Source organism: Arenimonas aestuarii (assembly GCF_054781715.1).
The window spans coordinates 1,191,293-1,218,128 of sequence record NZ_BAAGTW010000004.1; the positions used below are offsets into that span (position 1 = coordinate 1,191,293).

Genomic DNA, 26,836 nt, shown 5'->3' on the forward strand with positions numbered 1-26,836 from the left:
GGCGGCCAGGCCCTCAGGCGGTTTCCGCAGCGGCGGCGGACTCGGCGGCCACCGGCAGCGGGTTCCGGATCAGGTGGTCGAAGGCAGCCAGGCCGGCGGTGGCGCCGGCACCCAGGGACACCACGATCTGCTTGTAGGGCACGGTGGTGGCGTCGCCGGCGGCGAACACACCGTGTGCCGAGGTGCGGCCATGGGCATCGACGACGATCTCGCCGCGCGGGCTCAGTTCAACCGCATCGGCCAGCCACTCGGTGTTGGGCAGCAGGCCGATCTGCACGAAGATGCCCTCGAGCTCGAGCTGGCGGGCTTCGCCGCTGTTGCGGTCGCGCCAGGCCAGGCCGGTCACCCGGCGGCCGTCGCCCAGCACCTCGGTGCTTTGGCCGTTGAGCACCACGTCCACGTTCGGCAGGCTCCGCAGCTTGCGCTGCAGCACTTCGTCGGCGCGCAGCTTGTCGGCAAACTCGACCACGGTCACGTGGGCGACGATGCCGGCCAGGTCGATGGCCGCCTCGATGCCGGAATTGCCGCCGCCGATCACCGCCACGCGCTTGCCCTTGAACAGCGGGCCATCGCAGTGCGGGCAATAGGCCACGCCCTTGTTCCGGTACTGCTCCTCGCCGGGCACACCCATCTGCCGCCAGCGCGCGCCGGTGGAGAGGATGACGGTGCGCGCGAACAGGCTGGCGCCGTTGGCCAGCTGCACTTCGGCCAGGCCGCCGACCTCGTCCGCGGGCACCAGGCGCGTGGCGCGCTGCAGGTTCATCACGTCCACGTCGTTGGCACGCACGTTGGCTTCCATCGCCGCGGCCAGGCGCGGGCCTTCGGTGTGGTCGACGGCGATCAGGTTCTCGATGCCAAGGGTGTCGAGCACCTGGCCCCCGAACCGTTCGGCCGCCACGCCGGTGCGGATGCCCTTGCGAGCCGCATAGATGGCGGCGGCCGCGCCGGCCGGGCCACCGCCCACCACCAACATGTCGTAGGGCGCCTTGGCCCGGATGCGCTCGGCATCGCGGCTGCCGGCATTGCTGTCGAGCCTGGCGACGATCTGCGCCAGGTCCATGCGGCCCTGGTCGAACACCTCGCCGTTGAGGAACACGGTGGGCACCGCCATCACTTCGCGACGCTCGACCTCGTCCTGGAACAAGGCGCCGTCGATGGCCACGTGGCGGATGCGCGGGTTCAGCACCGCCATCAGGTTCAGCGCCTGCACCACGTCCGGGCAGTTCTGGCACGACAGCGAATAATAGCTTTCGAAGCTGAAATCACCGTCCAGCGCCGCCACCTGCTCGAGCAATTCCTGCGATTCCTTCGACGGGTGGCCGCCGACCTGCAGCAGGGCCAACACCAGCGAAGTGAATTCGTGGCCCAGCGGGATGCCGGCGAAGCGCACGGCGATGTCGCTGCCCGTGCGCACGATGGCGAACGAAGGCACGCGGTCATCGTCGCCGTCCAGGCGCAGCGTGACCAGGTCAGACAGCGAAGCGATTTCGCCCAGCAGGACCTCGAGTTCGCGTGATTTTTCGCCATCGTCCAGGGACGCGACCAGCTCGATCGGCATGCGCAGCTTCTGCAGGTAGGCCGAGAGCTGGGTCTTGAGGTTTTCGTCAAGCATGTCCGTACTCCATGAGCAGGGGTTTGCGCCTGTGGCCGCTGGCGGCCGCAGGCGTAAACCTCCGGGGTGGGCGCGAAGCGCGCAGGGGAAACGCCCGGGCGGGCTGGCCGCCCGGGCAAGACTTCCGTGCAGCGGGACTCAGATCTTGCCGACCAGGTCCAGCGACGGGGCGAGCGTCTTCTCGCCTTCCTTCCACTTGGCCGGGCACACCTGGCCCGGGTGGGCGGCGACGTACTGGGCGGCCTTGAGCTTGCGCACGGTTTCCTTCATGTCACGCGCAATGGCGTTGTCATGGATCTCCAGGGTCTTGATGACGCCCTTGGGATTGATGATGAAGGTGCCGCGCAGGGCCAGGCCTTCTTCGTCGATGTGCACGCCGAAGGCGCGGGTCAGCTGGTGGGTCGGGTCACCGACCAGCGGGAACTTGGCCTTGCCCACGGCCGGCGAGGTTTCGTGCCAGACCTTGTGCGAGAAGTGGGTGTCGGTGGTGACGATGTAGACCTCGGCGCCCATCTTCTGGAACTCGGCGTAGTTGTCGGCCGCGTCCTCGACTTCGGTCGGGCAGTTGAAGGTGAAGGCAGCCGGCATGAAGACGATGACCGACCACTTGCCCTTCAGGGACTCCTGGGTGACTTCGACGAACTTGCCGTTGTGGAAGGCCTGGGCCTTGAACGGCTGGATTTCGGTGTTGATCAGGGACATCTTGGCTCCTGGGGGTTTGAGGAAGGGTGAATCGAAACTTGCGGCCATGGTAGGCAATAGCTATTGATATGTGAAAGTGATAGTTCCTATCGCAACGATAGGTTTTACCTATACCTCGGATACCGGGCCTTCACGCCTTGACGATTGTCATCGGCGGTTCCATAGGCTATAGCAATCGCCATGAACCTCCGCGATCTGCGTTACCTCGTTGCCCTGGCCGACCTGCGCCATTTCGGCCGGGCCGCGGAGTCGTGCCATGTCAGCCAGCCCACGCTGTCGACCCAGGTAAAGAAGCTCGAGGAAGAGCTGGGCGTGTCCCTGGTCGAGCGCGCACCCAGGCACGTGATGTTGACCGCCGCGGGGCAGGACATCGCGATGCGCGCGCGCCGCGTGCTGGCCGAGGTCGAGCAGATGCGCGAAACCGCCCGTCGCACGGCCGACCCCGAGGCCGGAAGCGTGCGCCTGGGCCTGTTCCCCACCCTCGGCCCCTACCTGCTACCCCACGTGGTGCCACGCATCCGCAAACGTTTCCCGCGCCTGGAACTGCTGCTGGTCGAGGAAAAGACCGAAGTCGTGCTGCACATGTTGCGCGAAGGCAAGCTCGATGCCGCGGTGCTGGCGATGCCACTGAACGAAGAGTGGGCCGAATCCGAATTCCTGTTCGAAGAGCCCTTCATGCTGGCGGTGCCCGACGGCCATCCGCTGGCGGGACGTCGCAACCTGAGCCTGGGCGAGCTGGGCGACCAGCACCTGCTCCTGCTGGAGGAGGGCCACTGCCTGCGCGACCACGCGCTGGAGGTCTGCGGCCTGGCCGGCGCCGGGGAGAAGGAAGGTTTCCGCGCCACCAGCCTCGAGACGCTGCGGCAGATGGTCGCCGCCGGCGTGGGCGTCACCCTGTTGCCCGTGCTGGCGGTGAAGCCGCCGGTGCCGGCATCGGAAGACATCCGCCTGCTGTCCTTCCGCGACCCGCCGCCGAGCCGCCGCCTGGCCCTGGTCTGGCGGCGCAGTTCGGCGATGGGAGCGTTCCTGCACGACCTGGCCCGGGTGTTGCGGGACCTGCCCGCCGGCCTGCTGGACCTGCCGGCCGACGACCTACCGGCGCGGCGCCCGGCCAAGCCTTGAAGCACGCAGGACCAAGGGCTATCGTGCCCTGACAGGATTGATGACCCCCGGGCGGCGCGGCAACGCGACGCCCCTTTTGCTTTTTGGAGCCGCCATGGCCACCCCGCCGCCGATCACCGTTTCCAGCCGCGACCTTGACCAGCTCGAGCGGCTGCTTGAATCGCCCGCCGTCGCCGCCCTGCCCGCCGCCGCCGCACTGGGCCGCGAACTCGAGCGGGCAAACGTCATCGCGCCGGCCGACATGCCCGCCGACGTCGTCACCATGAATTCGGAGGTCACCTGCGTGGACGAAGTCGGTGGCGAACGCCATCGCCTGACCCTGGTCTACCCGCCCGACGCCGACGTCGACCGCCACAGGGTTTCGGTGCTGGCACCGGTCGGCACGGCCCTGCTGGGCTTGTCGGTGGGCCAGAGCATCGACTGGAGCGGACCCGGCGGGCGGTCGCTGCGCCTGCGGGTCACGTCCATCGCCTACCAGCCCGAAGCGTCGGGCGCCCTCCCGCGCTGACGAACGGACCGGACACTCGCCATGCCTCGCTGGCTCTGGATCACGCTGGTCGTCGCCGCCGCCGCCCTGTTCTGGGTCGCCGGTCGCGACCCCGCGGTGCCGGCGACGGGAGCCGGCGCTTCCCTGGCCTGTCCGCAGATGGCATCCCCGGCCGGGCTGGCCGAACCGCTGCAGGTGCTGGTTGCCGACGCACCTGCCGCCCGGCTCGAAGGACACACCCTGCGCCCTCTCGCGGCTTTCGCCCTCGAGGCCCGGGTGCTGGGCCGCGAGGACTACCGCTTCGATCGCAACGCCGCCCTGTCGCCCACCGACCTGGCCCTGGGCTGGCAACGCATGGCCGACCCGGCCGTGTACAGGCAACTGGACATCTCCCAGCGCGGCCGCTGGTACCACTACCGCTGGGGTGCCGAAGGCCCGCCCCTGCCGGTACAGGAAATCGTGCGATCAAGCGCGAACATGCACCTGGTACCGGCCAATGACACCGTCGCCGCCGCCATCAATCGCGTGCGCGAGGACCAGACCGTGCGCCTGCAGGGCTGGCTGGTGGAGATCCGCAGCGACGACGGCTGGCTGTGGCGCAGTTCGCTCACCCGCGAAGACAGCGGCGATGGTGCCTGCGAACTGATCTACGTGTGCGAGATCGAATCGTTCTGAGCGCATGGCGCGGCTCAGGCCTCGTCGTGCGCCACCGTTTCGGTTTCGGCCCGCCCGGCCATCAGCCACTCGGACATCGCCGGCAGCGCGTAGATGGCTTCGGTGTAGGCGGCGGCCGGCCCGGACAGCGGCACGCCGTAGCCGCGCAATCGCACGCAGACCGGGGCGAACATCGCATCGGCGATACCGAAACCACCGAACAGGAAATCACCGCCGCTGGCCTGCGCGCGCAGCTCGCTCCATAACGACAGCACGCGATCGATGTCGCGCTGCGCGGCTTCATCCCAGTGTCGTTCGCGCGGCTCGCGCCGGCAGTTCATCGGCAGCTGGGCGCGCAGGGCGGGGAAACCCGAGTGCATTTCCGAGGCCACCGAACGCGCCAGGGCGCGCCGGCCCGGATCACCCGGCCAGCCGCTGCCCCGCAGCCAGCGCTCATTGGCGTACTCGCAGATGGCGAGGGAATCCCAGACCACCTGGCCGTTGTCGTGAAGCACCGGCACCCGACCGGTTGGCGACCAGTCGCCGACGCGGGCGTGGAACTCCGGGGTGTCCAGCGGCAGCCGGACTTCCTCGAAGGCCACGCCGGCGTTTCGCAGCAGCAGCCACGGCCGCAACGACCAGGACGAGTAGTTCTTGTTGCCGATGACGAGGATCGTGGACATGGGCCGTCAGCTGAAGATCTGGTCGCCGCCGTTGCGGTTGGCCACCCGGGCCGCGTTGCCCGCCCGCTCGGCCAGGTCAGCCGCCTTGCGTTCACCCGACGCCGCCTGGGCAATGCCGACGCTGATGCTGAGCGTTGGCGCGATGCGCGGGTCCACCGCCATGTGCGACACGGCCTCGCGCAGGCGTTCGGCATACTCACGCGCCTGCAGCAGCTTCTTGCCTGGCGCCAGCACCAGGAAACCACCGCTGTCGCTGCGGCCAATCAGGTCGCCGTGGCTCAGCTCGTCGCGCAGCAAGGCGGCCACCGGCCGCAGGGCCGAAACCACGGCGACTTCGCCTCCGGCCTCGCGCAGGGAGGCAACCTGGTCGAGTTCGATCCAGAGCAGGCTGAACGGCGTTTGCCGCAGGCGGGCCGCCTCGATCATCTGCTGCAGGCGGTCGCGTATGGCCTCCTCTCGGAAGACGCCGGTGGCCGGATCGGTTTCGGCCTGGCGCTGGGCGCTGACCGTGCCCGACGCTTCTTCGCCGGCCACCACGGCCATGGCCGCGAACTCGGCACACAGCGCGAGTTCGGCATCGGAATAACTCACGCCGGCGGGGCGCTCGACCAACAGGGCACCCCAGCCGGGCTTGGGAATGGGCAGCGGGATGACCGCCAGCTGCACCTTGTCGAGCGGGCCCTCCGGCCCGTCGAAGTCGAAGCCGACCTGCTGCGCCGCCTTGAGCTTGCTGAGGTTGCGCAGGAGCGTTGCGCGCTCGCGCAACAGGTTGCGGTAGCGTGATTCGGCCGACTTGGGCTCGACCTGCAGCAGTTCTTCGCCGTCGGCGTGTTCACCGACCACGGCCGAGCTGTTCTGGTCCAGCACCGACTTGAGGCCATCGAGCAGTCGCCGGTAGGCGATCCACGCCACGTCATCGTCGTCGGCGTGGCTGAGGCCGTGCTGCAGGCTGGCCATCAGTTTGCCGCGCGCGGCCTCGATCTTCTCTTCGGCACTGGGCGGCGGCGGCTCGGCCCGCTTGCGCATGGCCCAGCGCTGCATCCGCGCCCGCGCCCAGGGCAGGCCCAGATACTGGACCATGACCAGCGCCAGCAGCAGCTGCCAGCCGTAGAGCGTCCACCAGTTGGCCTCGACCACCTGGTGGTCGGCCAGGAACCGCAGCACCACCGCGCCACCCATCAGCGCCAGGGTCAGCAGCGGTGCCCAGCGATAGCTGCGGGAATCGAGCAGCAGCATCATCACGCAGGCCAGCAGCGCCACCGGATAGCTGACCAGGGCCACCCATTGCAGGGTGATGCTGGCATTGTTCGGCAGGGTCAGCGCGAACAGGGCGCCGGCCACCAGGACCCAACCCAGGGCACGCACCCAGCCCACTATCTGCGGCGCGGACTTGTCCAGCCCGCTGTAATGGCGCGTGGCCAGCACCACCGGCCCGGCACCCAGCAGGAACAGGGCCTGGGGCACCACCGCGCCCAGCCCCGAAAGCAACGCGACTTCGGGCAGGGAGTACAGGTGGCCATTGATGCCCAGGCAGGCCAGCCATGAACAGAAGGCAGCGGCGCCCACCGACAGCGCGCCCGCACGGGAATCCTCGGCATGGCGCACCAGCGACAGCAGCGCCACCAGCAGCAGCATCGCGTAGACGACGCGGAACCAGAACCTGGCCTGCTCTTCCTGGCCGGCGGCGGTGGCGGCATCGCGCAGGCTGACGTGCAGCCCCCCCATCACCCGGCCTTCAAGCTCAAGGTAGAGCTCGGCCGGACCGGACATGCCCTCCGGCAGCGGCAGGTCGAAATGGCTGGGCCAGGGCTGCTGGTCGTCAACGCGATCAAAGAAACTGTCCCGGGCAACCACCCGGCCTGGGGGATGCACGCGCAGGCGCAGGTGTTCCAGCGGCACGCGGACCACGCCCAGCCGCCAGTCATGGTCGCCGGCCGGCAGGTCGGTGCGCACGCGCACCCAGAGCACGCGCCCATCGCGGGCGGTGAAGGCAAGGCCCGGGGTCAGCACGGGCGTGAAGCCGGGCTGGGCCCGGCCGGTGAGAATGTCGTTGAGGGTGGTGCCGGCCGGCGTCTCCATGACCGCCAGGTCCAGGCTGGGCTGCGGCGCCTGGGCGCGCGCACCGGGAATCAACAGGGCCGCGGCGGCCAGCGTGGCGGCTGCGGTCAAGCTCATCAGGGCCCATGCGTATCGCAAGCGCCGTCTCCCCTACATGTGTTAGCAGCCCCCTGCCCGGCGATTCTAGCCCGAGCCCGGCCCCGTGCGTAGTAAAGGCCGCGGGATGCGGCCAAGCCGTTAGACTAGAGGCCTTTCCACGCTGTTTCCGGACGCATGACCCTGACCCCCGCCCCCACCGACGCCGCCGCGGCGACGGAAAAGAACGATTTCATCCGCCAGATCGTCCGCGAGGACCTGGCCAGCGGCAAGCATGCCGCCGTGCGCACGCGCTTCCCGCCCGAGCCCAACGGCTACCTGCACATCGGCCACGCCAAGTCGATCTGCCTGAACTTCGGCATCGGCCGCGAGTTCGGCGGCCTGGTGAACCTGCGCTTCGACGACACCAACCCGGCCAAGGAAGACCCCGAATACGTCGAGGCGATCAAGGAAGACGTGCGCTGGCTTGGCTTCGAATGGGCAGAGCTGCGCCATGCCTCGGATTATTTCGAAGTTTTCTACCGCGGTGCGGTCAAGCTGGTCGAGCAGGGCCTGGCCTACGTGTGCGACCTCAACGCCGAGCAGGTGCGCGAATACCGCGGCACCCTGACCGAACCGGGCCGCAATTCGCCCTTCCGCGAGCGCAGCATCGAAGAAAACCTGGACCTGTTCCGACGCATGCGCGCCGGCGAGTTCGCCGATGGCAGCCGCACCCTGCGCGCGAAGATCGACATGGCCAGCGGCAACATCAACCTGCGCGACCCGGCCATCTACCGCATCAAGAAGGTGGCCCACCAGAACACCGGCGACGCCTGGCCGATCTACCCGATGTACGACTACGCGCACTGTCTGTCCGACGCGCTAGAGGGCATCACCCATTCGCTGTGCACCCTGGAGTTCGAGGACCACCGGCCGCTCTACGACTGGTTCGTGGACAGGGTGGACCTGGCCGGCGACCCCGCGCTTTACCAGCCCCTGGTGGATGCCGGCTTCGCCGTGCCGGCCGCCAAGCCCCGCCAGATCGAATTCTCCCGCTTGAACATCAATTTCACCGTGATGAGCAAGCGCAAGCTGCTCGCCCTGGTGCAGGAAGGCCTGGTGGCGGGCTGGGACGACCCACGCATGCCGACCCTGCAGGGCCTGCGCCGCCGCGGCACGCCGGCGGCGGCGCTGCGCCTGTTCTCGGATCGGGTTGGCATCAGCAAGCAGAACTCGCTGATCGACTTCTCGGTGCTTGAAGGCTGCATCCGCGAGGTCATGGACGCCGCCGCACCGCGCCGCCTGGCCGTGGTCAACCCGGTGAAGCTGGTGCTCACCAACCTGCCCGAAGGACACGCCGAGACGCTGCGCTTCCCGAACCACCCCAAGGATGCGTCCTTCGGCGACCGCGAGGTGCCGTTCTCGCGCGAGCTGTGGATCGAGCGCGAAGACTTCATGGAAGTCCCGCCCAAGGGTTTCCACCGCCTGGTGCCCGGCGGCGAAGTTCGCCTGCGCGGCGTCGGCATCGTGCGCTGCGAAGACGTGGTCAAGTCCGGCGACGACATCACCGAACTGCGCTGCACGCTCGATCCGCTGACGCGCACCGGCATGGAAGGCGCCGACCGCAAGGTCAAGGGCACCATCCACTGGGTCAGCGCCGCGCACGCGCTGCCGGCCGAGGTACGCCTGTACGACCGCCTGTTCAACGTGCCCGACCCGGACCGCGACGAGGATGGCAAGACCTACCGCGACCACCTGAATCCGGAGTCGGTGCGGGTGGTGCAGGCCTACGTCGAGCCGTCGGCCGCGCAGCTGCCGGCCGAGGCCGGTGTGCAGTTCGAGCGCCTGGGCTTTTTCACCGCCGACCGCCGCGACCATGCGCCGGGCCGGCCGGTGTTCAACCGCACCGTCACCCTGCGCGACACCTGGGCGAAGAAGTGAGCCACGCATGATCTACGCCCAGCTCCACCTCACCCTGCCGGCCTGGATCCACGAAGAAGTGGATGCCCAGCGCGCCTATCCGTCGGCGCAGGACAAGGTGGCGCTGGCGATCCAGCTTTCTCGCCGCAACGTCGACCACCGCAGCGGCGGTCCGTTCGGGGCGGCGGTGTTCCACGGCGACCGCCTGGTCGGCGTCGGCGTGAACCGGGTCGTTCCGCACAACTGTTCCGCGGCGCATGCCGAAATCATGGCGCTGGCGACCAGCCAGCAACGTATGCAAAGTTTCCGGCTCAACCAGTCCGGCGGCCCGATCACCCTGGCCAGCTCCGCCCAGCCCTGTTCGATGTGTTACGGCGCCGTGGTCTGGGCTGGCATCGATGAGCTGCTCATAGGCGCGCGCGCCGACGACGTGCAGGACCTGGCCGGCTTCGACGAAGGTCCGCTGCCCGCCGATTGGCGCGGCGAACTGGAAAAACGCGGCATCCGCGTCAGCACCGACCTGCTGCGCGACCATGCCCGCGACATCTTGCGTGACTACGGGGAGTCCGGACTTGTCTACTGATGGCCTGTTGGCCTACTGCCGCCCCGGTTTCGAACCGGAACTGGCGGCCGAACTGAGCGAACGTTCGGCGCTCGCTGGCTTCCCCGGATATGCCAAGGCCGAACGCAACACCGGCTTCGTGCAGTTCCTGGGCATCGAGGACGGCGCCGCGCTGGCCTCGGCCCTGCCCTGGTCGACGCTGATCTTCGCGCGCCAGAAACTGCGCCTGCTCGCCGACCTGCCCGGCCTGGACCCCAAGGACCGCGTCGGCCCGATCATGGAAGCCCTGGGCGGCCGTGGCCGCCACGGCGATGTCTGGGTCGAACACACCGACTCCGATGAAGGCCGCCAGCTATCCGGTCTGGCCCGCGCCCTGGGCAACGCACTGCGGCCGGCGCTGCGCCAGCGCGGCCTGATCACCGAGAAGGAAGACCCGCGCATGCCGCGCCTGCACGTGCTGATGCTGGCCGGCAACCATGCCCTGCTGGCCAGCGCCGACCCGAAGGACTCGTCGCCCTGGCCGCTGGGCGTGCCGCGCCTGCGCGCGCATGCCGACGCGCCCAGCCGTTCCTCGCTCAAGCTCGAGGAGGCGCTGATGTGCCTGCTCACCGACAAGGAACGCGACGCCTTCCTGCAGCCGGGCATGAACGCCGCCGACCTGGGCGCCGCGCCCGGCGGCTGGAGCTGGGTGCTGGCGCGCCGGCACATCCGCGTGGCCGCGATCGACAACGGCCCGATGGCCGACAGCGCCATGGACACCGGCATCATCGAACACATCCGCGCCGACGGCTTCCGCTGGCAGCCGCCCAAGCCCCTGGACTGGATGGTCTGCGACATGGTCGAGTCGCCTGCGAAAGTGGCCGACCGCATGGGCACCTGGTTCCGCGAGGGCTGGTGCAAGCGCTCGATCTTCAACCTCAAGCTGCCAATGAAAAAACGCTGGGATGAAACCCGCGACTGCCTTCAGCATTTCGTCGACAAGGCAGGCCGGCCGCTGACCATCCGCGCCAAGCAGCTCTACCACGACCGCGAGGAAATAACGGTCTATGCGGGCTAGCCTGCTGGCGCTGCTGTTGCTGGCCGCGCCTTGCTTCGGGCAGGCCGACGACTATTTCACCCGCGTCGACCTGGACGGTGACGGCCGGGTTTCGCTCGACGAGTTCCTCGAGCGCATGGGTTTTGCCTTCCGGCAGATGGACGTGGACGGAAACGGCGTGCTCGAGCCGCACGAACAGCACGTGCCCGACGCCCCGCGCATCACCCTCGAACAGCACGAAGCACGCTTTGGCGCGCAGTTCCGCCGTCAGGACGCCGACGGCAACGGCTACCTCAGCCGCCAGGAGCTGCTGGCGCCGCCGCGGCGTTAGTAAGCCGAAAAGCCGGCGGCGAAGCCGAAGATCGCCATCACGCACATCGCGACCATCAGCAGCAGCGTAAGCAGCGTGCCCCAGAAGCGGCCCGTGCTGCGGCCTTCGCTGACCGCCAGGCCCCAGGCGTGCAGCACGCGCGAAACCACCAGCGTCGCGCCGAACACGTGCACGAGCCAGTCCGGGTAGCCGTTCAATTCCATGCCGCCGAGCAGGATGAGCGCCAGTGGCACGTATTCGACCGCATTGGAGTGGGCGCGCACGCGCCGGTTCAGTTCACCGTGCCCGCCGTCGCCCAGGCCCACCTTCAGGCGGCCACGAGCCAGCATCACGCGGATGGCCAGGCCCAGGACCAGCAGGGTGCAAAGTGCGGCGTAAAGCAGGGTGATCATGGTTCGCTCCTCAGATCAGGCCGGGCTTCCAGGGGCCGCTGATGGCGACCGTGAAGCCAGGCTCGTAGATGTTGGCGAACAGCCAGCGGCCGTCCGGGGAAAAACAGGCACCCGCCCACTCCTCTCCCCGGAAGTCTCCGCTGAAGCCCCGGTAGCCGTCCAGCACCACGTTGTTGCGGCAGAATTCGAACAGGCCGCTGGCGCGATCCAGCCCGTAGAGTCGCTGCACCGGCTGTCCGGAGTCCTCGCAGATCACCAGGCCACCGCGTGGGCTGGCGACGATGTTGTCCGGGTAGGCCAGCACGTCGCGCGAAGGCGATTCGAACACCAGTTCCAGCAGGCCCTCGCCCGGACGGTAGGCCCACATCTGGCCACAGCCGGCGTCGCCGCCGCTGGTGGAGATGAAGAAGACCCGGCCTTGTTCGACGATCACGCCCTCGAGCCGGATGAAGGCCGTACCGCCATTTGCCAGACCCTGGCGCACCAGGCCGCCCGCGCCGCCGTCGCTGTCGGTGCCCTGCGTGGGTTCGTCGATGTCGACCCAGCGCGCCTTCATCACGTCGCCCACGCGGCAGCCGGTGCGCAGGTCCGGGGCGCCTTCGGCGCGCAGCATCTGCAGGCGGCCACCACGATGCAGTTCACCGGGCCTGCGGGGAATGAAGCGATAGAAGCCGGCGTAGGGCTCGTGGTCCTCGGTCAGGTAAACGACGCCCTCGCGCGGGTCCACCGCGGCGGCTTCGTGATTCATCTGGCCCATGGCCAGCAGCGGCTCGGCGTTCGACAGGCCCTTGCCCGGCACTTCGAACACGAAGCCGTGGCTGCGCTTCATTTCATGCACGCTGTCCTTGCCGATGCGCACCTTCTGTCCGGCATCGAGCACGATTTCCTCGCAGGACAGCCAACTGCCCCAGGGCGTAACGCCGCCCGCGCAGTTCACCAGCGTGCCCGACAGCGAGGGCACCGCGTCCACGAACTCGCCGCGCGCCGTGTCGAAGCGCAGGGTGACGGTGCCACCGCGGACGTCGGGGTTGTAGGTGGCCGAGGCCGGCGCGAAGCTGCCGCCCGGCTCCTTCGTCAGCTCGTGGTTGCGCACCAGGGTGACGATGTCGCCGTCGGCCCCGACCACGCCCATACCGTCGTGTCTGCCGGGGCAGGCCTGGCCGGGCGAGATTTCCTCGCCGGCCCAGCCAAAGCTGGTGTATTCGAAACCCGCCGGCAGCTGCAGCAACGCCAGCCCGGTGCTGCGGTCGCGCACCGGCGCCAGCGGGCCGTATCCCGACGAGACGCCCAGGCCACTACCGGCCTTCGCCAGCAGCGTGCCCACCGGCCCCAGGCCCAGGGCTGCGACGCCGAGGCCCAGGCCGCCCTGCAACATGCGTCGCCGCGAGAAACGCGGTGTCTTTTCCTGGCTGTTCAATTCAGTTCCCGCGGGTGGATCCCGGATCCGGACCCTCCATGCTGCGGGCCCAGCGTGACAACTACGCGTCCGGCAGGCTGATCGTCGTGGCGACGATGCGCAGCTCCTGCTTTGCCGGGGCCCTGGCGCCGTCGTCCTCGACCAGATGGCGGGCATGTTCCGCGCTGATCGGCTCGACTTCGAGCACGCCGTAGGCGACGGCCGTTCCGCTGGCATCCTTCGGCACCTCGAAGCCGTGGTCCCTGGCCATCACGCGGGCGCTGTGGCCATCCTGTTCCAGCACGACCCAGCAGCCCTTCTTCTGGCAGACCTCGGTAATGCGGCCGCTGAACTTGCCCGGCTTGCCTTCGTAGGCCTCCGGCTTGGCCGCCGCCTCGGCAATCGATACCGAATCGCCCGCGGGCATGGGCGCGCCGTAATCGGCAGCCAGTGCAAGCGGAGCCAGGCTCAGCAGCGGCAGCAACAGCAGTCGGTTCATTGGCAGGTCCTCAGGCAGCGAGTGGACGGGCGTGCAGGGCGGGCACTTCGTGGGTGGTGCCGAACTTGCCCTTCGGGTCCCGGGTCACCTGCGCCAGCGCGCAGCCGGGATCGTGGGTGAAATAAAGATGCACGTTGCGCTCGAGCTTGTCTTCGAGGAACGCGCGCTTTTCATCGATGAGCTTTTCCGGGAACCGGTCGTAGCCCATCGTGATGGGCACGTGCACCCAGGGCCGGCCCGGGATCAGGTCGGCGCAGAACACCAGGCCGCCGCGCGGGCGGCGGTCGTCGCCGGCCGGTCCGCACAGTTCGGCCAGCATCAGGCCCGGCGTGTGGCCTTCGCTGTAGTGGAACCGCACGGCATCGCCCAAGATCTTGCAGTGCTCGCCTTCGACCAGCTCGAGCCGGCCGCTGGCCTCGAGCAGGTCCCTGAGTTCGGGGATGAAACTGGCGCGGTCGCGCGGGTGCGGCTCGCTCGCGCGGCGCCAGTGTTCGCCGCCGACCACGAAGGTGGCGTTCGGGAACAGCAGCCGCGCCGGCTTGCCCTCCTCCCAGGCCGCGAGCAGGCCGCCGGCGTGGTCGAAGTGAAGATGGCTGAGCACCACGACGTCGACGTCCTCGTGGGAAAAGCCGGCTTGTGCGAGGGAATCGAGCAGTACGTGCCGGTCTTCGACCACGCCGTAACGCTCGCGCAGCTTCGGCTCGAAGAATGCACCGATACCGGCTTCGAACAGCACCGTCTTGCCGTTCACCGGCGTCGCCAGCAGCGCGCGGCAGGCCAGTTCGATGCGGTTGAGTTCGTCGGGCGGCGACCACTTCTGCCACATTGCCCGCGGCGCGTTGCCGAACATGGCGCCGCCGTCCAGGCGCTGCGAGTTTCCAAGGATGGACCAGAGTTTCATGCCTGCCTCCTAGCGGTATACCGACGCTTCGGCGGACGAACCCTTGCCGACGCCCTTCCAGCGCGGGTCGGTGCCGGCCTCGACGTCGCCGGATTGATGGTTCCACAAAACCACCTGCATGTTGCCCCAGGTGCGCTCGCCGGCTTCGATGTCGTGGCCCATGGCCTCGAGCGCAGCGATCTCTGCCGGCGTGAAGGCAGCAGCCTCCGCCTGCACGACGTCGGGCAGGTACTGGTGGTGGAAACGCGGTGCCGAGGCGGTGGCCTGCGCCCCCTCGCCCTGCATCAGCTCCACCAGGCCCAGCAGCACCATGGTGATGATGCGGCTGCCGCCCGGCGTACCCAGCACGGCGGTGCGCTCGGGGCCGACCAGGAACGTCGGCGTCATCGAGGACAGCGGGCGCTTGCCCGGCGCGATGGCATTGGCGTCGTCGCCGACCAGGCCGAAGGCATTGGGCACGCCCGGCTTGACCGAAAAATCGTCCATCTCGTTGTTGAGCAGGAAACCGGTGCCCGGCACTACCAGCGCGTTGCCGTAGGGCAGGTTCACCGTCTGGGTGACGGCGACCAGGTTGCCTTCGGTGTCGATGACCGAGAAGTGGCTGGTGTCCGGGCGCGGCGGCGGCGCGTCGATGCCCGGCAGCAGGTCGCTGGGCGTGGCCCTGGCCGGGTGGATCGAGGCACGCAGGCCGGCGGCGTAGGCATCGGAAACCAGCATGTCCACGGGCGCCTGCACGAAGTCGGGGTCGCCCAGGTAGAGCGCGCGGTCGCGGTAGGCGCGGCGCATGGCTTCGATGAACAGATGGCTGCGTTCGGTCTTGCCCAGGCGCGGGTAGTCATACCCTTCGAGCACCTTGAGCATGGTGGCCAGCGCCACGCCGCCCGACGAGGGCGGCGGCGCCGTGACGATGTTAAAGCCGCGGTGACTGATGCGCAGCGGTTCGCGTTCGACCACGGTGTATTCGGCCAGGTCGCGTTCGGTCCAGATACCGCCGGCGTCGCGCACGCCGCGGACCAGCTTGCGGCCGAAGTCGCCGCGGTAAAAACCGTCGGCACCGTGCCTGGCCAGGCGTTCGAGCGTGCGCGCGTAGTCTTCGTTGCGCATCAGCGTGCCTTCCTCCGGCACCTTGCCCGCGCGCAGGAAAAGTTTGGCGGCGGCCGGGCTGCGCGCCAGGACATCGCGGCGATAGCCCAGGAACGCGGCGTTCTTCGGGCCGAAGCGCCAGCCTTCGCGGGCCAGGCGGATGGCGGGGGCCAGCGACTGCGAAAGCGGCAGGCGGCCGTATTTTTTCGCCAGGTGGTCCAGGCCCGCGGGCAGCCCGGGAATGCCCGCCGCCAGCGCGCCGTTCACCGACAGGTCGCGATTGGCGTTGCCCTGACCATCGAGGAACATGTCGCGGCTGGCGGCCAGCGGTGCGCGTTCGCGGGCGTCGATGAAAACCTCGCGATCCTCACCGGCGACCCGCAGCAGCATGAACCCGCCGCCGCCCAGGCCCGAACTCTCCGGCTCCACCAAACCCAGGGTCGCGCTGACCGCGATCGCGGCGTCGAAGGCGTTGCCACCCTTGGCCAGCACTTCCATGCCGGCATCGGTGGCGTAGGCATTGGCGCTGGCGATGCCGGCTTCGGCAGGTACGGCCGGGCGCTTGCCGGCGTCGGCGTGGGCCAGCGGCGACAGCGCCAGCAGAAGAGGCAGCAGGAAACGGATCATGCGGCGGACTTTCCTTTGGTCAGGGCCTCGTACTTGCCCAGCAATTGATCCCGGGTCTCGGGATGCCCGGGGTCGAGGTCGATGCACTCGACCGGGCAGACGACCACGCACTGGGGTTCGTCGAAGTGGCCCACGCATTCGGTGCACAGGGCCGGGTTGATCTCATAGATCACCTCGCCCTGCGAGATCGCCGTGTTCGGGCAGGCCGGCGCACAGACGTCGCAGTTGATGCAGATATCGCTGATGAGCAGGGACATGGGCGTCGTCCCGTCAATGGCCCGGGGCCCGCCGGCGAACGGCGGGCCCACGTGGGCACGACGAGGCTTACTTGACCTCGACGAACACGTACTTGGCGCCGGCGGCCTCGACGGCTTCCTGCACGCGCTGGCTGTCCCCGGGCTTGCCGATGAACAGCACCTGCGAACCCGCCAGGGCGCTCGGGTCGGCGTCGGTGAAGGACATCACCACCAGGTCGGCCATCTTGGTGCTGTCGGGTGAGCCGAAGGCCAGCATGTTGCCGGGCAGCACGGTGCGCTGCACGACCATGGTGACGTTCTCGAGCTGGCGGTCGAACATGGTCTTGCCGTCCTGGTCACCTTCGGCCGGGACGTCGCTGCCCACCGGCAGGTAGTAGGAGAACACCCGGTCGGTCACGCCTTCCTGGTTGCGACCGATCACCTGGCCCAGGTAAGCCTTCCATTCGGCGTCGTCAGTGGTGGTCGGCGCGACGAGCTGAACCGGCGCGGCGTCGACTTCCTGTTCCTTCTTGCAGCCCGAGAGCACCAGGGCGGAAAGCAGCATGGCGACGGGGATCAGAGCACGGGTCATGGCGATACCTCTTATGTTGAATGTGTACTACTGCGGCTGCTTCCACCGGGCGGCCAGGGCGGTCGCGACGGCCGGGTGCACGAACCCGGAAACATCGCCGCCGAGACGCGCGACCTCGCGCACCAGGCTGGAAGAAATGAAGCTGTGTTGTTCGGCCGGCGTCAGGAACAGGGTTTCGACGTCCGGGATCAGGTGCCGGTTCATGCTGGCCATCTGGAATTCGTACTCGAAGTCCGACACCGCGCGCAGGCCGCGCAGCAGCACGCCGGCGCCGATCTCATGCACGAAATGGGCCAGCAGGGAATGGAAACCGACGACTTCGACGTTGTCATTGCCGGCCAGGGCAATGCGGGCCAGTTCGACCCGCTGGGCCAGGGGCAAGGCAGGGCTCTTGCCGGGACTTTCGGCGATGCCCACCACCACCTTGTCGAACAGCGGCGCCGCGCGGGCGACCAGGTCGATGTGTCCGTTGGTGATGGGATCGAACGTGCCGGGGTAAACCGCGACGCGGGTTCGGGCCTGGCTCATGCCGATCAGTCGCCCTGCGGGATGGATTCGCTTGAAGTGTATCAGTCTCCGGCGCGATAGAGCGCGAAGTGCACGTCCCTCGTATGGCCCTCGCGGTGCAGCGTCCAGCCCCGCGGCAGCGAAGGCGTCACGTTGCGTGGGCATTCGACGTAGATGAGCGCCCCGTTTGCCAGCCAGGGCGCCAGGGCCGCGGCCGCCGGCTCCCACGCCGCGGCGGCGAAGGGCGGGTCCAGGAACACCAGGTCGAAGGCCTGCCCCGGGCTGCGGCCCAGCCAGGCCAGGGCGTCCTCGGCCAGCACCCGCACCGACTCGACCTTCAGGCGCGCGGCCTGCTCGCGCAGCGACCGGGCCAGGTCGGGGTCGCGCTCGATCATCAGCACCTCGGCGGCCCCCCGGGACGCCGCCTCGAATCCCAGCGCGCCGGTGCCGGCGAACAGGTCCAGCACGCGGGCACCGTGCAGGTGGGGCTGAAGCCAGTTGAACAGGGTCTCGCGCACCCGCTCGGAGGTCGGCCGAAGGCCGGGGCGGTCGGGCACCGGCAGCTTCGAGCCGCGCAGGTGGCCGGCGATGATGCGTACGCTGCCCGGAGGGCCGTTGTTGGGTCGCTGGTTCATCGGGGAGGCAGGGGGCCGGGTGGTAACATTCCGACCATTGTCCGCGAAAGCAGCACGATGTTCGATTTCCTGAAGAAGAAGCCCGAAAAAGCCCCCGAACCGGCCAGACCGGCTGCGCCCGCGCGCGGCGGATTCAGCCCCGACGACCTGGCCCGCGCCTTCACCGTGCACCAGGAGGAGAAGGCCGCGCGCCTGGAGGCCGAGCGCGCCGAGGGCCGCGAGGCCATGAAGGGCGTGCTCGGCGGCAGCCTGCTCGCACGCAGCCTGGGCGGCCTGTTCCAGCGCAATCCGCAGCTGGACGAAGACCTGCTGGACGAAATCGAAACCGCGCTCATCACCGCCGACATGGGCGTGCCGGCCACCACCGAAGTGGTGAACCGCCTGCGCAAGCGCATGAAGGACCGCGATTTCGCCGACGTGCCGGCCCTGTTCCGGGCCCTGCGCAACGACCTGTTGGCGATGTTGCGGCCGGTGGCAAAGCCCCTGGAAATCGACCCGGCCGCCAAACCCTTCGTCATCCTGACCGTGGGCGTGAACGGCGTCGGCAAGACCACCACCATCGGCAAGCTGGCGCGCCGCTTCCAGCTCGACGGCCATTCTCTGATGCTTGCCGCCGGCGACACCTTCCGCGCCGCCGCGGTCGAACAGCTCAAGATCTGGGGCGAACGCAACGACGTGCCGGTGGTTGCCCAGGGCCAGGACGCCGACCCGGCCTCGGTGGCTTTCGACGGCCTGCAGGCGGCGAAGTCGCGAGGCATCGACGTGCTGATCGCCGACACCGCCGGCCGCCTGCACACCCAGCAGGGCCTGATGGCCGAACTGGGCAAGATCCGCCGCGTGCTGGCCAAGCTCGACGAGCGCGCCCCGCACGAAGTGCTGATGGTCATTGACGGCACCACCGGGCAGAACGCCCTGAACCAGCTGCGGCAGTTCCACGCCGCGGTGAAGGTGACCGGCCTGGTGGTGACCAAGCTCGACGGCACCGCCAAGGGCGGCGTCGTGTTTGCACTGGCCCGGGAATTCGGGCTGCCGATCCGTTTCATCGGCCTGGGCGAGAAACCCGAGGACCTGCGCATCTTCGACCCCGAAGGTTTCGTCGACGCCCTGCTGCCGGCGCCGCCCGCCGCCTGAATGGCCGACGCCCCGCGCAAGCGCCGCTGGCCGTTGTTCCTGGTGATCGGCCTGGCCCTGCTGGCGTTGGCCGCCTGGTGGGTGGACCGCCAGCTGCAGCCCCAGCGCCTGGCACTCACCGTGCTGGCCGCGCTGGGCGAATCGCAGGGTTTGGCGCTGAGTTTCGACGGCCCGCCCGACTACGCCCTGCGCCCCGAACCCCGGCTGCTGCTGCCGAACTTCACCGCGCGCCAGCCCGGCGCCGCGGCGCCGCTGCTCACGGCCAGGCGCCTCGAAGTTTCCCTGCCCTGGGACACGATCTGGGGCGGCGGCGAGGAGGTGGTGGTGACCCGCTTCGAGCTCGACCAGCCGGCGCTGGATCTCGCGGCCCTGGCCGACTGGCGCCAATCGCGGCCCGAGGCCCCGTTCAAGCTGCCGACACTGACGCAGGGCGTGTTGGTCACCAATGGCCGCGTGGTTGGCAGCGACTGGCGCATGCATGCACTGGACCTGGAGTTCGCGGAGCTCAGGCCCGACCGGCCCTTCCGGGTCGATGCGAAGGGGCGCTTCGAGCGCGGAACCTTGTCCGTCGCGTTCGAAGCCGTCTCGTCAATACGGCGCGCAGGCCTGGCATCACCCTTCGAGCTGCAGGCCACGGGACGCGTGGGCCAGGATGAACTCGATGCCCCGTGGTCGCTGGCGGTCGACGGCCAGTTCGACTTCGCCAACGATGCGGAACCTGGACGCAGCCAGCTCGAAATCGCGGCCTTGTCCTTCGATGGCGACTCTCCCCTGCCAAGCTTCAATGCCACCGGCAGCGCCAACTTCGGCGAACCCGCCACGCTGGCACTGACGGGCACCATGCCCAGGTGGCCGAAGGACTGGCCGGTCCTGCCCGAACCAGAAGCCAGCGCCGAGCTGCCGCTGGAATTCAGCCTGGCCTATGACGGCCCTGCGGACCTGTCCGACCCGCTTTCGCTGGAAGTCACCCGCGGTGAAACCCGCCTCGACGCAAGACTGGTGATCGCCGACCTGCAGGCCTGGCTGGCCAACGAAGCGCGCACGCCGCTGCCGCCCATGCTCGGCCGTTTCACCGCCCCCTCGCTCGAGATCGAAGGTTTCACCCTGGAGAACGTCCAGGCCGACCTCGTGGAGCCGGCCGCGGCCAGCGAAGAATGAGCGAGTTCGCGCATCGGCTGCTGGCCTGGTTCGACCGCGACGGCCGCCACGACCTGCCCTGGCAGCACCCACGCTCGCCCTATCGGGTATGGCTGTCGGAAATCATGCTGCAGCAGACCCAGGTGCAGACGGTCATCCCCTACTTCCAGCGCTTCCTCGATGCCCTGCCCACGCTGCCCGACCTGGCCGCCGCGCACACCGACCGGGTGATGGCGCTGTGGGCCGGCCTGGGCTATTACGCACGGGCCCGCAACCTGCACCGTGCCGCGCAGGTGTGCGTGCAGGAGCATGGCGGCGAACTGCCCGCCGATTTTGATGCCCTGTCCGCCCTGCCGGGCATTGGCCGGAGCACGGCCGGCGCGATCCTGGCGCAGGCGCACGGACAACGCATCGCCATCCTCGATGGCAACGTCAAGCGCACGCTGGCGCGTTACCACGGCGTCGAAGGCTGGCCCGGCAGTTCGCCGGTGGAAAAGAAACTCTGGCTGATCGCCGAATCGCACCTGCCGCCTTCGCGCATGGCCGACTACACCCAGGCGATCATGGATTTTGGCGCCACCCTGTGCACCCGCCACGATCCGGCCTGCGTGCTGTGCCCGCTGCAGGACGCGTGCGTCGCGCGGCGCGAGGGTCGCGTCGAACAGCTACCGGAATCCAAACCCGGAAAACCCCTGCCCCAGCGCCGCACCCTGATGCTGTGGATCGAGGACTCAATGGGCCGCGTGCTGCTGACCCGGCGCCCCGAAAAAGGTGTATGGGCCGGCCTGTGGTCGCTGCCCGAAACCGAAGGCCACGACGGCGCGCGCGACTGGCTGGCCGCGAACGTCGCCGCCGACTACGACGCCGGCGAAAACCTGCCCGTGTTCGAACACGTTTTCAGCCACTACCGGCTGCACATCGAGCCGCGCCGCTGGCAGGTGGCCGACGCAGGCGCGCTGAAAGGGGATAATGCCGACCTGCGCTGGCAGCCCAGGCAGCAATTGCACGAACTGGGCCTGCCGGCTCCCGTCAAGAAACTGCTGGGAAATCCACCATGAGTCGCACCGTGTTCTGCCACAAGACCCGCACTGAAACCGAAGGCCTGGGTTTCGTGCCCTGGCCCGGCCCGCTGGGCAAGCGCGTGTTCGACAACATCGGCCGCGAAGCCTGGCAGCAGTGGCTGGCACACCAGACCATGCTGATCAACGAGAACCGGCTCTCGCCCATGGACCCGAAGCACCGCGCCTTCCTGGAAGCGGAAATGGAAAAGTTCCTGTTCGGGGATGGCGCCGAGAAGCCCGCCGGCTACGTGCCGCCGGCGGACTGAAGCACGCGGTCAGCTGCGGATGCCGGCCTTGCGCTCGGCCTGCTTCCAGGCCTTTACATCAACCTCGCGGATCACTTCGATCCGGCAACGCAGGCCATGGTCCCCGACCACGTAACCATTGCTGGTGTTGAGGGTGTCGTAAAGCGCTTCGATACCGACCGTGATCTCGCGATTGAGGCCGTTGCAGGCCGCACTCTCGCGCAGGTCGAGCAGCCAGGCCTTGTGCGGGGTCTCCCACACCAGCACATGCTGGGCATCGACCACTTCGTAGCCGTGCATCGGGCGAAGGAACTTCACCGTGTCCCGGGATTCGCCGGCATTGGCCTGCAGAAGCTCCAGGCGCTTGGCGTCCTTGGCGGGGTTGTCGGAGCTGGCCGCGGCCGGCAGCGCCAGTCCGAATGCCAGGGCGGTGGTGAGGGTAATCAGGGCAACACGCGCTTTCATGGTGGTTCTCCTTGTGCACAGGCCGTGCTGGGCCATGCATGAACCCTACTCCCGGGCGCGTGAAGCGCCCAGTAAGCCCGGAACCGGCGTTCAGACCCCATTTACAGCCGCATTGCCCCGGCCGGGGCCAATTCAGCTTGCCTCGCTGACCGGGGCTCGGCTAGAATCTCCCGCTCGCCCGGCCCCGCCGGTGCGACGGATGGCCGGGTAGCTCAGTTGGTAGAGCAGGGGATTGAAAATCCCCGTGTCGGGGGTTCGATTCCCTCCCCGGCCACCATCTTCAAGCAAGCGCGCATGCCAAACCGCACCCCGTGCGGTTTTTCTTTTTCCGGCGCCCGCGTTGGCGCCCGCATGCCGCCCAGGCTGTTTGGTCCACACTTTCCCGATACAGGGACTGGCATCGCGCTGCCTGCGGCGCGATGCTCCGCTTGCCCCTTCCTGTCCGGAATCAATCCATGTCCCAGCCCTCGCTGACGCTCTCCACGTTCCTCATCCCGGCCATCGACCGCGTGCTGGCCAATCTTTCCCACGTGCTCGCCAAGGGCGAGGCATACGCGAAGGAGACGGGCATCGATCCGGTGCAGCTGGTCCAGGCGCGGCTCGCTCCCGACATGATGACCCTGGCCGGCCAGGTCCAGCGCGCCAGCGATACCGCCAAGGGCGCCGCGGCCCGGCTCGCGGGAATAGACGCCCCGTCTTTCGCCGACGACGAACAGGACTTTGCCCAGCTGCAGGACCGGATCCGCCGTACGCGGGAGTTCATTGCGTCCGTGGACCTCGCGAAGCTGGAAGGGTGCGAAGGGCGCGTCATCAGCTTCCAGGCGGGCCCGTATCCGCTCACGTTCACTGGCACCAGCTACGCCCGGGACTTCGTGCTGCCCAACCTGCACTTCCATGCCACAACGGCCTACGGAATCCTGCGGCACAATGGCGTGCCGGTCGGCAAGCTCGATTACCTGGGCCCGATCAACTGAAGCAGGAATGCCCGATGTCGCGCAATGCCAGCAACAACCCGATCCCCGCCGACCGCCTCGGCGAGCCGCACGCACAGCTGCGTGATGCCGCCGGCAAGCTGCTGGGCGGCGTCGTGCTCAAGGACGGGCAGTGGGTGCTGGGCCTGGACGGACGCATGGTCGGTGAATCGGCCAGTGCCGCCCACGTACTGGCCATCCTCAAGCGCGCCGCGGCCATCGCCCGCGCCGAGGGCCGGGACGTATCGCTGGTGTTCTCGGCAACGCTGCGCGCCGCCGCACACCAGGAAGCCGCCGACAATGGCATGGACTTCGACGCCTTCCAGGACCACCTGGCCGCGCAAATGAACAAGGCCGAACCACAAGAGGGCTGATCGCGGGGCGGTTCACGATGGGTGTACCTGCGGAGGCGCCCACTGGTCGGCGTCATCCCGCAAGGAGCACGCCATGATCCGCACCGCCCTGTTCATTGCCCTCGCCTGCGCCGCCGGCCTTGTGTCCGGCGCCGCCAATGCCCGTGAGCTGCAGCCAGTGCGCGATCTCGACCTGCAGCGCTACGCCGGCGTCTGGCACGAAATCGCCCGCCTGCCAAACCGGTTCGAAGACGACTGCGTGGGCGACATAACGGCCACCTACAGCCTGCGTGAAGACGGCAACATCCGTGTCGTCAATGCCTGCCGGAAGCAGGACGGTGAAATCATGTCGTCCGACGGCGAAGCCCGCCAGGCCGGCGACAGCCCCGCGCAGCTGGAAGTGCGCTTCGCGCCGAAGTGGCTGTCCTTCCTGCCCTTCGTCTGGGCCGACTATTGGGTGATCGCGCTGGACGAAGACTACCAGTGGGCCCTGGTCGGCGAGCCCGACCTAAAGTACTTCTGGATCCTGTCGCGCGAGCCGCGGCTGGACAAGAGGACCTTCGAGGGCCTCAAGGCCCGCGCCCGCGGTTTCGGCTACGAGCTGGATGATCTGGTGGTCGTGAACCCACCCGTCAACGCAGACCGGGACTGAAAAAAGAACGGGCGGCCCGGTAACCGGGCCGCCCGAATCAGAAAGCCGATGGACCCAGGGGGAGAATCAGTCCTCGGCGGTCTGGAACTGCGTCAGGTAACGACCCGCCGCCACCGCGTAGGCCGCCCGGGTGACCGACTGCTTCGGATCGAAGTAGGCCACCACCGTCGGCTGCAGATCGAACGGCCCCTGCTCGATGCCGAAGCGGGCATTGAGCACGCCGGTATCGAGTGCCAGCTGCACGTAACCGCGCAGGTCGGCGGGCACCTGGCCGGCATCCCTCACCGGCACGCGCTGGCCGTTGAAGAAGGCGGTCAGCTCGCCGTCGAAGGCGCGGGCGTCGGCCTGCAGGCCCTGGGACTGCACCAGCGCATAGGCCAGGTCGGCACGGTTGACGGTGCCGCTGGGCTTGAAGTCGCCGTTGACCAGGCGCATCACGCCATCCTGGTTCCAGGCCAGGTCACGCAGCGGCGCACCCTTGGCGATGGCGGCTTCGGCGTAGGCGTAGGCCGGCGACGACACCGACAGGTCGCCGAAGCTGGTGCCGCCGTCGAGCGGCAGCGACTGGCGGATGCTCGCACCCATGCCCAGGTACTGCGCCAGTTCGCTGCGACGCAGCGCCTGGTCGGGGCGGAACTTGCGGTCCGAGTAGCCGTCCACCAGGCGGTTGGCCACGGCGAATTCGATCGCCTGACGGGCCGGGTGGTCGCCGACATCGTCCATGCCGGTGAAGCCGGCGCTCTTGAGGAAGCTGATCTCGCCGGCAATCGTGCCCGGGGCGGCATAACCGTTGGTGACGCCGGCAGGATCAAGCGCCGCGCCCGACACCGAACCGATGCCGCGAACGGTGACCGTCCAGGTGCCCGCCTTGCCCGGCGCGCCGGTCGACGCGGTGTCGCCCAGCACCGGCAGGGTGATCGAGGAGCCGTAGCGCACGCCGTCGGGGTCGGTCAGCACCACCGCGATGGTGTTGGCGTCCACCTGCGCGCGGGCCGCGACCCAGGCGACGTCGGCACCGACTTCGAAGGACTGGCTTTCGACTTCGCCCACCGGCGAGAAGAAGATCTCGAACGGCAGCGGGTCGCCGCCCGGGGCCAGCAGCGCGTTGGCGTTGAACTCGCGCAGCAGGTTCACGGTGCGGCCGTAGTCGTCACGAAGGCCCTGCGACATGGCCACCGCCGCATAGGCGTTGAGGTGGCCGGCACCGGCTTCCCAGGGCAGGCGGCCGGTCATGTTGGTCGCGGTTTCCTCCAGGATCGCCTTGATCTGGGCCGGGGTCAGGTCCGGGTTGGCTTCCAGCATCAGCGCGATCACGCCCGACACGTGCGGGGTGGCCATCGAGGTGCCGCTGGAGTGGGTGTAGAACGCCAGGTGCTCGGGCGCCAGGTTGGCCGAGTCCTGCTCGGCCGCCAGCGGCGGCAGGGCGCCGGTCAGGGCGCGGGTGGAAATGATGTCCACGCCCGTGGCGACGATCGTCGGCTCGTTGAAGTAGGTCCACTCCTTGCCGTCGGGCATGGTGAAGGTGCCCGATTCGCCGCGCTTGCCGCGCGAGGAGAAGGACGTCAGCACGGCGTCCTTCTCGCCCGCGCCGACCGACACCACCCACGGCGCCTGCGCGTAGGGGTTGTGGGTGTCTTCGCCCGGGCCGTCGTTGCCGGCCGCGAACACGCTGATGATGCCGCGCTTGTAGAGCTCGTAGGTGGAAATGTTCACCGGGTTGAGCGGGTCGAACTTGCCCGAGGTGCCCCAGGAGTTGCTGGTCACGCGGACCGGCGCGTCGAAGCTGAACTGGTGGGTCGCGGCGTAATCGAGGCCGCCGACGGCGTCCAGGATCAGCAGCACGCCGCCCGAGCCGTAGCCGATCATGTCGGCGCCCGGGGCAACACCGCGGTACAGACCGTTGGAGCGTTCGCCGGTGCCGCCGATGGTGCCGGCGACATGGGTGCCGTGGCCGGAACCGAGGTCGGTGTTGGGCTGGCCCTCGATGTAGGTCATCGGCACGATGCCGGGCGCGGCGATGGTGGCCAGTTCGGCCAGGATGTTCTGCGGCGCGAGCACGTTCTCGACGACGTTTTCACCCAGCTTGTGGTCTTCATGGGTGGCGTCGATGCCCGAGTCGTTCACCATCACGGTGACGCCGCGGCCGCTGTAGGGAATGGCCTTGCCGAAATCATTCGGGTTCTGCACGACGCGGGCGGCGCCGGAAATCTCGCGCTGCTCCTTGTTGAAGAAGCGCAGCGGGGCGTTGTGGTAGATCGACACCACGTCGTCGCGCTGGCGCAGCGCGGCGATCTCGGCCGGGGTGGCCAGGGCACCGGCGATCGGAAGTGTGTGCATCGTCACACCTTTCTCGATGCCGATGGCCTTCAGGGCCTGGACCTGGGCAGGGGTCACCGGGCCGGACTGTTCGTAGGTCACCACAACCTGCAGTTCGTCGGTGGGCAGTGCGCCGGCCAGCTTCTGGACCAGCTGGGGGTCGAGATGGGCATCGGCCAGGGCCACGCCACTGGCCAGGAGGCCGATGGCGAGGGCGGATACGCGGATCTTTCGGGACGGGCGTGAAGACATGGCGGTTCTCCGGGAAGGGTGCGTCCAAGCCGGACGCGGCAAGGTAGGCACAGCCTCTACCCCGCCTGGACGACCGGAAATCCGGGAGACCCCCCACCCGGCCTGGGGGAAATCACCTAGAGACACGCGGGTGTTTTGGTTTT

29 protein-coding genes and 1 tRNA gene are annotated in these 26,836 nt (G+C 68.6%); 15 read left to right on the top strand and 15 right to left on the bottom strand.

All coding sequences use genetic code 11. The features are described 5' to 3' along the window. Positions 1–13: 13 nt before the first annotated feature. Both ahpF and ahpC read right to left on the bottom strand, forming a co-directional pair. Positions 14–1,612 (bottom strand): alkyl hydroperoxide reductase subunit F, encoded by a 1,599-nt coding sequence (ahpF, locus tag ACYVJH_RS06630; RefSeq protein ID WP_460453824.1) that lies wholly within the window; start codon positions 1,610–1,612, stop codon positions 14–16. Between the two features lie 138 nt (positions 1,613–1,750). Continuing rightward, a complete protein-coding gene (gene ahpC, locus ACYVJH_RS06635; RefSeq protein ID WP_460453825.1) occupies positions 1,751–2,314 on the bottom strand; it encodes an alkyl hydroperoxide reductase subunit C in 564 nt (187 codons plus the stop codon). A 180-nt stretch (positions 2,315–2,494) separates the two neighbouring features. Between ahpC and ACYVJH_RS06640 the strand changes: the two genes are divergently transcribed. The 3 genes from ACYVJH_RS06640 (at position 2,495) to ACYVJH_RS06650 (ending at position 4,598) form a co-directional block, all read left to right on the top strand. Then, positions 2,495–3,436, top strand: coding sequence for a LysR substrate-binding domain-containing protein (locus ACYVJH_RS06640; RefSeq protein WP_460453826.1), 942 nt, complete (start codon positions 2,495–2,497; stop codon positions 3,434–3,436). A 94-nt stretch (positions 3,437–3,530) separates the two neighbouring features. Then, on the top strand, positions 3,531–3,944 hold the full coding sequence (gene rnk / locus ACYVJH_RS06645) for a nucleoside diphosphate kinase regulator (RefSeq protein WP_460453827.1): 414 nt from the start codon (positions 3,531–3,533) through the stop codon (positions 3,942–3,944). A gap of 21 nt (positions 3,945–3,965) precedes the next feature. Beyond that, a complete protein-coding gene (locus ACYVJH_RS06650; RefSeq protein ID WP_460453828.1) occupies positions 3,966–4,598 on the top strand; it encodes a hypothetical protein in 633 nt (210 codons plus the stop codon). Between the two features lie 14 nt (positions 4,599–4,612). Here the strand turns inward: ACYVJH_RS06650 and ACYVJH_RS06655 are convergent, their stop codons facing one another. Then, positions 4,613–5,260 carry a glutathione S-transferase family protein gene (locus ACYVJH_RS06655; RefSeq protein ID WP_460453829.1) on the bottom strand — a complete coding sequence of 216 codons (648 nt, stop codon included), beginning with the start codon at positions 5,258–5,260 and terminating at the stop codon, positions 4,613–4,615. Positions 5,261–5,266: 6 nt separating this feature from the next. Beyond that, positions 5,267–7,435, bottom strand: a complete 2,169-nt coding sequence (locus ACYVJH_RS06660) for a GGDEF domain-containing protein (protein WP_460453830.1) — start codon at positions 7,433–7,435, stop codon at positions 5,267–5,269. 156 nt (positions 7,436–7,591) lie between these two features. Between ACYVJH_RS06660 and ACYVJH_RS06665 the strand changes: the two genes are divergently transcribed. Genes ACYVJH_RS06665 through ACYVJH_RS06680 form a run of 4 tightly spaced genes read left to right on the top strand, consistent with a single transcriptional unit; the run spans position 7,592 to position 11,242 of the window. Continuing rightward, entirely contained in the window at positions 7,592–9,334 is a 1,743-nt protein-coding gene (locus ACYVJH_RS06665) for a glutamine--tRNA ligase/YqeY domain fusion protein (RefSeq protein ID WP_460453831.1), read from the top strand. A gap of 7 nt (positions 9,335–9,341) precedes the next feature. Then, positions 9,342–9,896 carry a nucleoside deaminase gene (locus ACYVJH_RS06670; protein WP_460453832.1) on the top strand — a complete coding sequence of 185 codons (555 nt, stop codon included), beginning with the start codon at positions 9,342–9,344 and terminating at the stop codon, positions 9,894–9,896. After that, a complete protein-coding gene (gene rlmM / locus ACYVJH_RS06675) occupies positions 9,886–10,932 on the top strand; it encodes a 23S rRNA (cytidine(2498)-2'-O)-methyltransferase RlmM (protein WP_460453833.1) in 1,047 nt (348 codons plus the stop codon). The genes ACYVJH_RS06670 and rlmM overlap by 11 nt, the downstream gene beginning before the upstream one ends. Further along, entirely contained in the window at positions 10,922–11,242 is a 321-nt protein-coding gene (locus ACYVJH_RS06680; protein ID WP_460453834.1) for an EF-hand domain-containing protein, read from the top strand. Before rlmM ends, ACYVJH_RS06680 begins: the two co-directional genes overlap by 11 nt. Here the strand turns inward: ACYVJH_RS06680 and ACYVJH_RS06685 are convergent. The 9 genes from ACYVJH_RS06685 to rsmD all read right to left on the bottom strand — a co-directional run bounded on the left by ACYVJH_RS06685 (position 11,239) and on the right by rsmD (position 18,110). After that, a complete protein-coding gene (locus tag ACYVJH_RS06685; RefSeq protein WP_460453835.1) occupies positions 11,239–11,634 on the bottom strand; it encodes an MAPEG family protein in 396 nt (131 codons plus the stop codon). The genes ACYVJH_RS06680 and ACYVJH_RS06685 overlap by 4 nt on opposite strands. A 10-nt stretch (positions 11,635–11,644) precedes the next feature. After that, complete coding sequence (locus ACYVJH_RS06690) at positions 11,645–13,051, bottom strand: alkaline phosphatase PhoX (protein WP_460453836.1); 1,407 nt, start codon at positions 13,049–13,051, stop codon at positions 11,645–11,647. 61 nt (positions 13,052–13,112) lie between these two features. Next, the gene (locus tag ACYVJH_RS06695; protein ID WP_460453837.1) at positions 13,113–13,529 is read right to left on the bottom strand and encodes a DUF4920 domain-containing protein; all 417 of its coding nucleotides are present in this window, start codon (positions 13,527–13,529) and stop codon (positions 13,113–13,115) included. Between the two features lie 10 nt (positions 13,530–13,539). Beyond that, entirely contained in the window at positions 13,540–14,430 is an 891-nt protein-coding gene (locus ACYVJH_RS06700; RefSeq protein WP_460453838.1) for an MBL fold metallo-hydrolase, read from the bottom strand. Positions 14,431–14,439: 9 nt separating this feature from the next. Next, positions 14,440–16,140 (bottom strand): gamma-glutamyltransferase, encoded by a 1,701-nt coding sequence (ggt, locus tag ACYVJH_RS06705; protein WP_460453839.1) that lies wholly within the window; start codon positions 16,138–16,140, stop codon positions 14,440–14,442. Continuing rightward, on the bottom strand, positions 16,137–16,397 hold the full coding sequence (locus tag ACYVJH_RS06710) for a YfhL family 4Fe-4S dicluster ferredoxin (protein WP_460453840.1): 261 nt from the start codon (positions 16,395–16,397) through the stop codon (positions 16,137–16,139). Before ACYVJH_RS06710 ends, ggt begins: the two co-directional genes overlap by 4 nt. A 67-nt stretch (positions 16,398–16,464) precedes the next feature. Continuing rightward, the gene (locus ACYVJH_RS06715; RefSeq protein ID WP_460453841.1) at positions 16,465–16,968 is read right to left on the bottom strand and encodes a hypothetical protein; all 504 of its coding nucleotides are present in this window, start codon (positions 16,966–16,968) and stop codon (positions 16,465–16,467) included. 27 nt (positions 16,969–16,995) lie between these two features. Next, positions 16,996–17,496: a pantetheine-phosphate adenylyltransferase gene (gene coaD, locus ACYVJH_RS06720; protein ID WP_460453842.1), complete on the bottom strand. Its 501-nt coding sequence runs from the start codon at positions 17,494–17,496 to the stop codon at positions 16,996–16,998. A 41-nt stretch (positions 17,497–17,537) separates the two neighbouring features. Continuing rightward, positions 17,538–18,110, bottom strand: a complete 573-nt coding sequence (gene rsmD, locus ACYVJH_RS06725; RefSeq protein WP_460453843.1) for a 16S rRNA (guanine(966)-N(2))-methyltransferase RsmD — start codon at positions 18,108–18,110, stop codon at positions 17,538–17,540. A 57-nt stretch (positions 18,111–18,167) separates the two neighbouring features. Between rsmD and ftsY the strand changes: the two genes are divergently transcribed. From ftsY to ACYVJH_RS06745, 4 genes are read left to right on the top strand one after another with little or no spacing between them, the layout of a single operon-like run. Beyond that, positions 18,168–19,241 carry a signal recognition particle-docking protein FtsY gene (ftsY, locus tag ACYVJH_RS06730; protein WP_460453844.1) on the top strand — a complete coding sequence of 358 codons (1,074 nt, stop codon included), beginning with the start codon at positions 18,168–18,170 and terminating at the stop codon, positions 19,239–19,241. Further along, on the top strand, positions 19,242–20,399 hold the full coding sequence (locus tag ACYVJH_RS06735; RefSeq protein ID WP_460453845.1) for an AsmA family protein: 1,158 nt from the start codon (positions 19,242–19,244) through the stop codon (positions 20,397–20,399). Further along, positions 20,396–21,436 carry an A/G-specific adenine glycosylase gene (gene mutY / locus ACYVJH_RS06740; RefSeq protein WP_460453846.1) on the top strand — a complete coding sequence of 347 codons (1,041 nt, stop codon included), beginning with the start codon at positions 20,396–20,398 and terminating at the stop codon, positions 21,434–21,436. The genes ACYVJH_RS06735 and mutY overlap by 4 nt, the downstream gene beginning before the upstream one ends. Then, the gene (locus ACYVJH_RS06745) at positions 21,433–21,705 is read left to right on the top strand and encodes an oxidative damage protection protein (protein ID WP_460453847.1); all 273 of its coding nucleotides are present in this window, start codon (positions 21,433–21,435) and stop codon (positions 21,703–21,705) included. The genes mutY and ACYVJH_RS06745 overlap by 4 nt, the downstream gene beginning before the upstream one ends. 9 nt (positions 21,706–21,714) lie before the next feature. On the opposite strand, the gene ACYVJH_RS06750 is transcribed toward ACYVJH_RS06745, so the two are convergent. After that, on the bottom strand, positions 21,715–22,149 hold the full coding sequence (locus tag ACYVJH_RS06750) for a DUF6491 family protein (protein WP_460453848.1): 435 nt from the start codon (positions 22,147–22,149) through the stop codon (positions 21,715–21,717). A 201-nt stretch (positions 22,150–22,350) separates the two neighbouring features. Here ACYVJH_RS06750 and ACYVJH_RS06755 point away from each other — a divergent pair. The 4 genes from ACYVJH_RS06755 (at position 22,351) to ACYVJH_RS06770 (ending at position 24,125) form a co-directional block, all read left to right on the top strand. Beyond that, positions 22,351–22,426 (top strand) — tRNA-Phe (locus ACYVJH_RS06755). Between the two features lie 178 nt (positions 22,427–22,604). Further along, the gene (locus ACYVJH_RS06760) at positions 22,605–23,123 is read left to right on the top strand and encodes a DUF1993 domain-containing protein (protein WP_460453849.1); all 519 of its coding nucleotides are present in this window, start codon (positions 22,605–22,607) and stop codon (positions 23,121–23,123) included. A gap of 14 nt (positions 23,124–23,137) precedes the next feature. After that, complete coding sequence (locus ACYVJH_RS06765) at positions 23,138–23,494, top strand: hypothetical protein (RefSeq protein ID WP_460453850.1); 357 nt, start codon at positions 23,138–23,140, stop codon at positions 23,492–23,494. Positions 23,495–23,567: 73 nt separating this feature from the next. Beyond that, the gene (locus ACYVJH_RS06770) at positions 23,568–24,125 is read left to right on the top strand and encodes a lipocalin family protein (RefSeq protein WP_460453851.1); all 558 of its coding nucleotides are present in this window, start codon (positions 23,568–23,570) and stop codon (positions 24,123–24,125) included. Between the two features lie 66 nt (positions 24,126–24,191). Here the strand turns inward: ACYVJH_RS06770 and ACYVJH_RS06775 are convergent, their stop codons facing one another. Continuing rightward, complete coding sequence (locus ACYVJH_RS06775) at positions 24,192–26,693, bottom strand: S8 family peptidase (protein WP_460453852.1); 2,502 nt, start codon at positions 26,691–26,693, stop codon at positions 24,192–24,194. Positions 26,694–26,836: the final 143 nt, after the last annotated feature.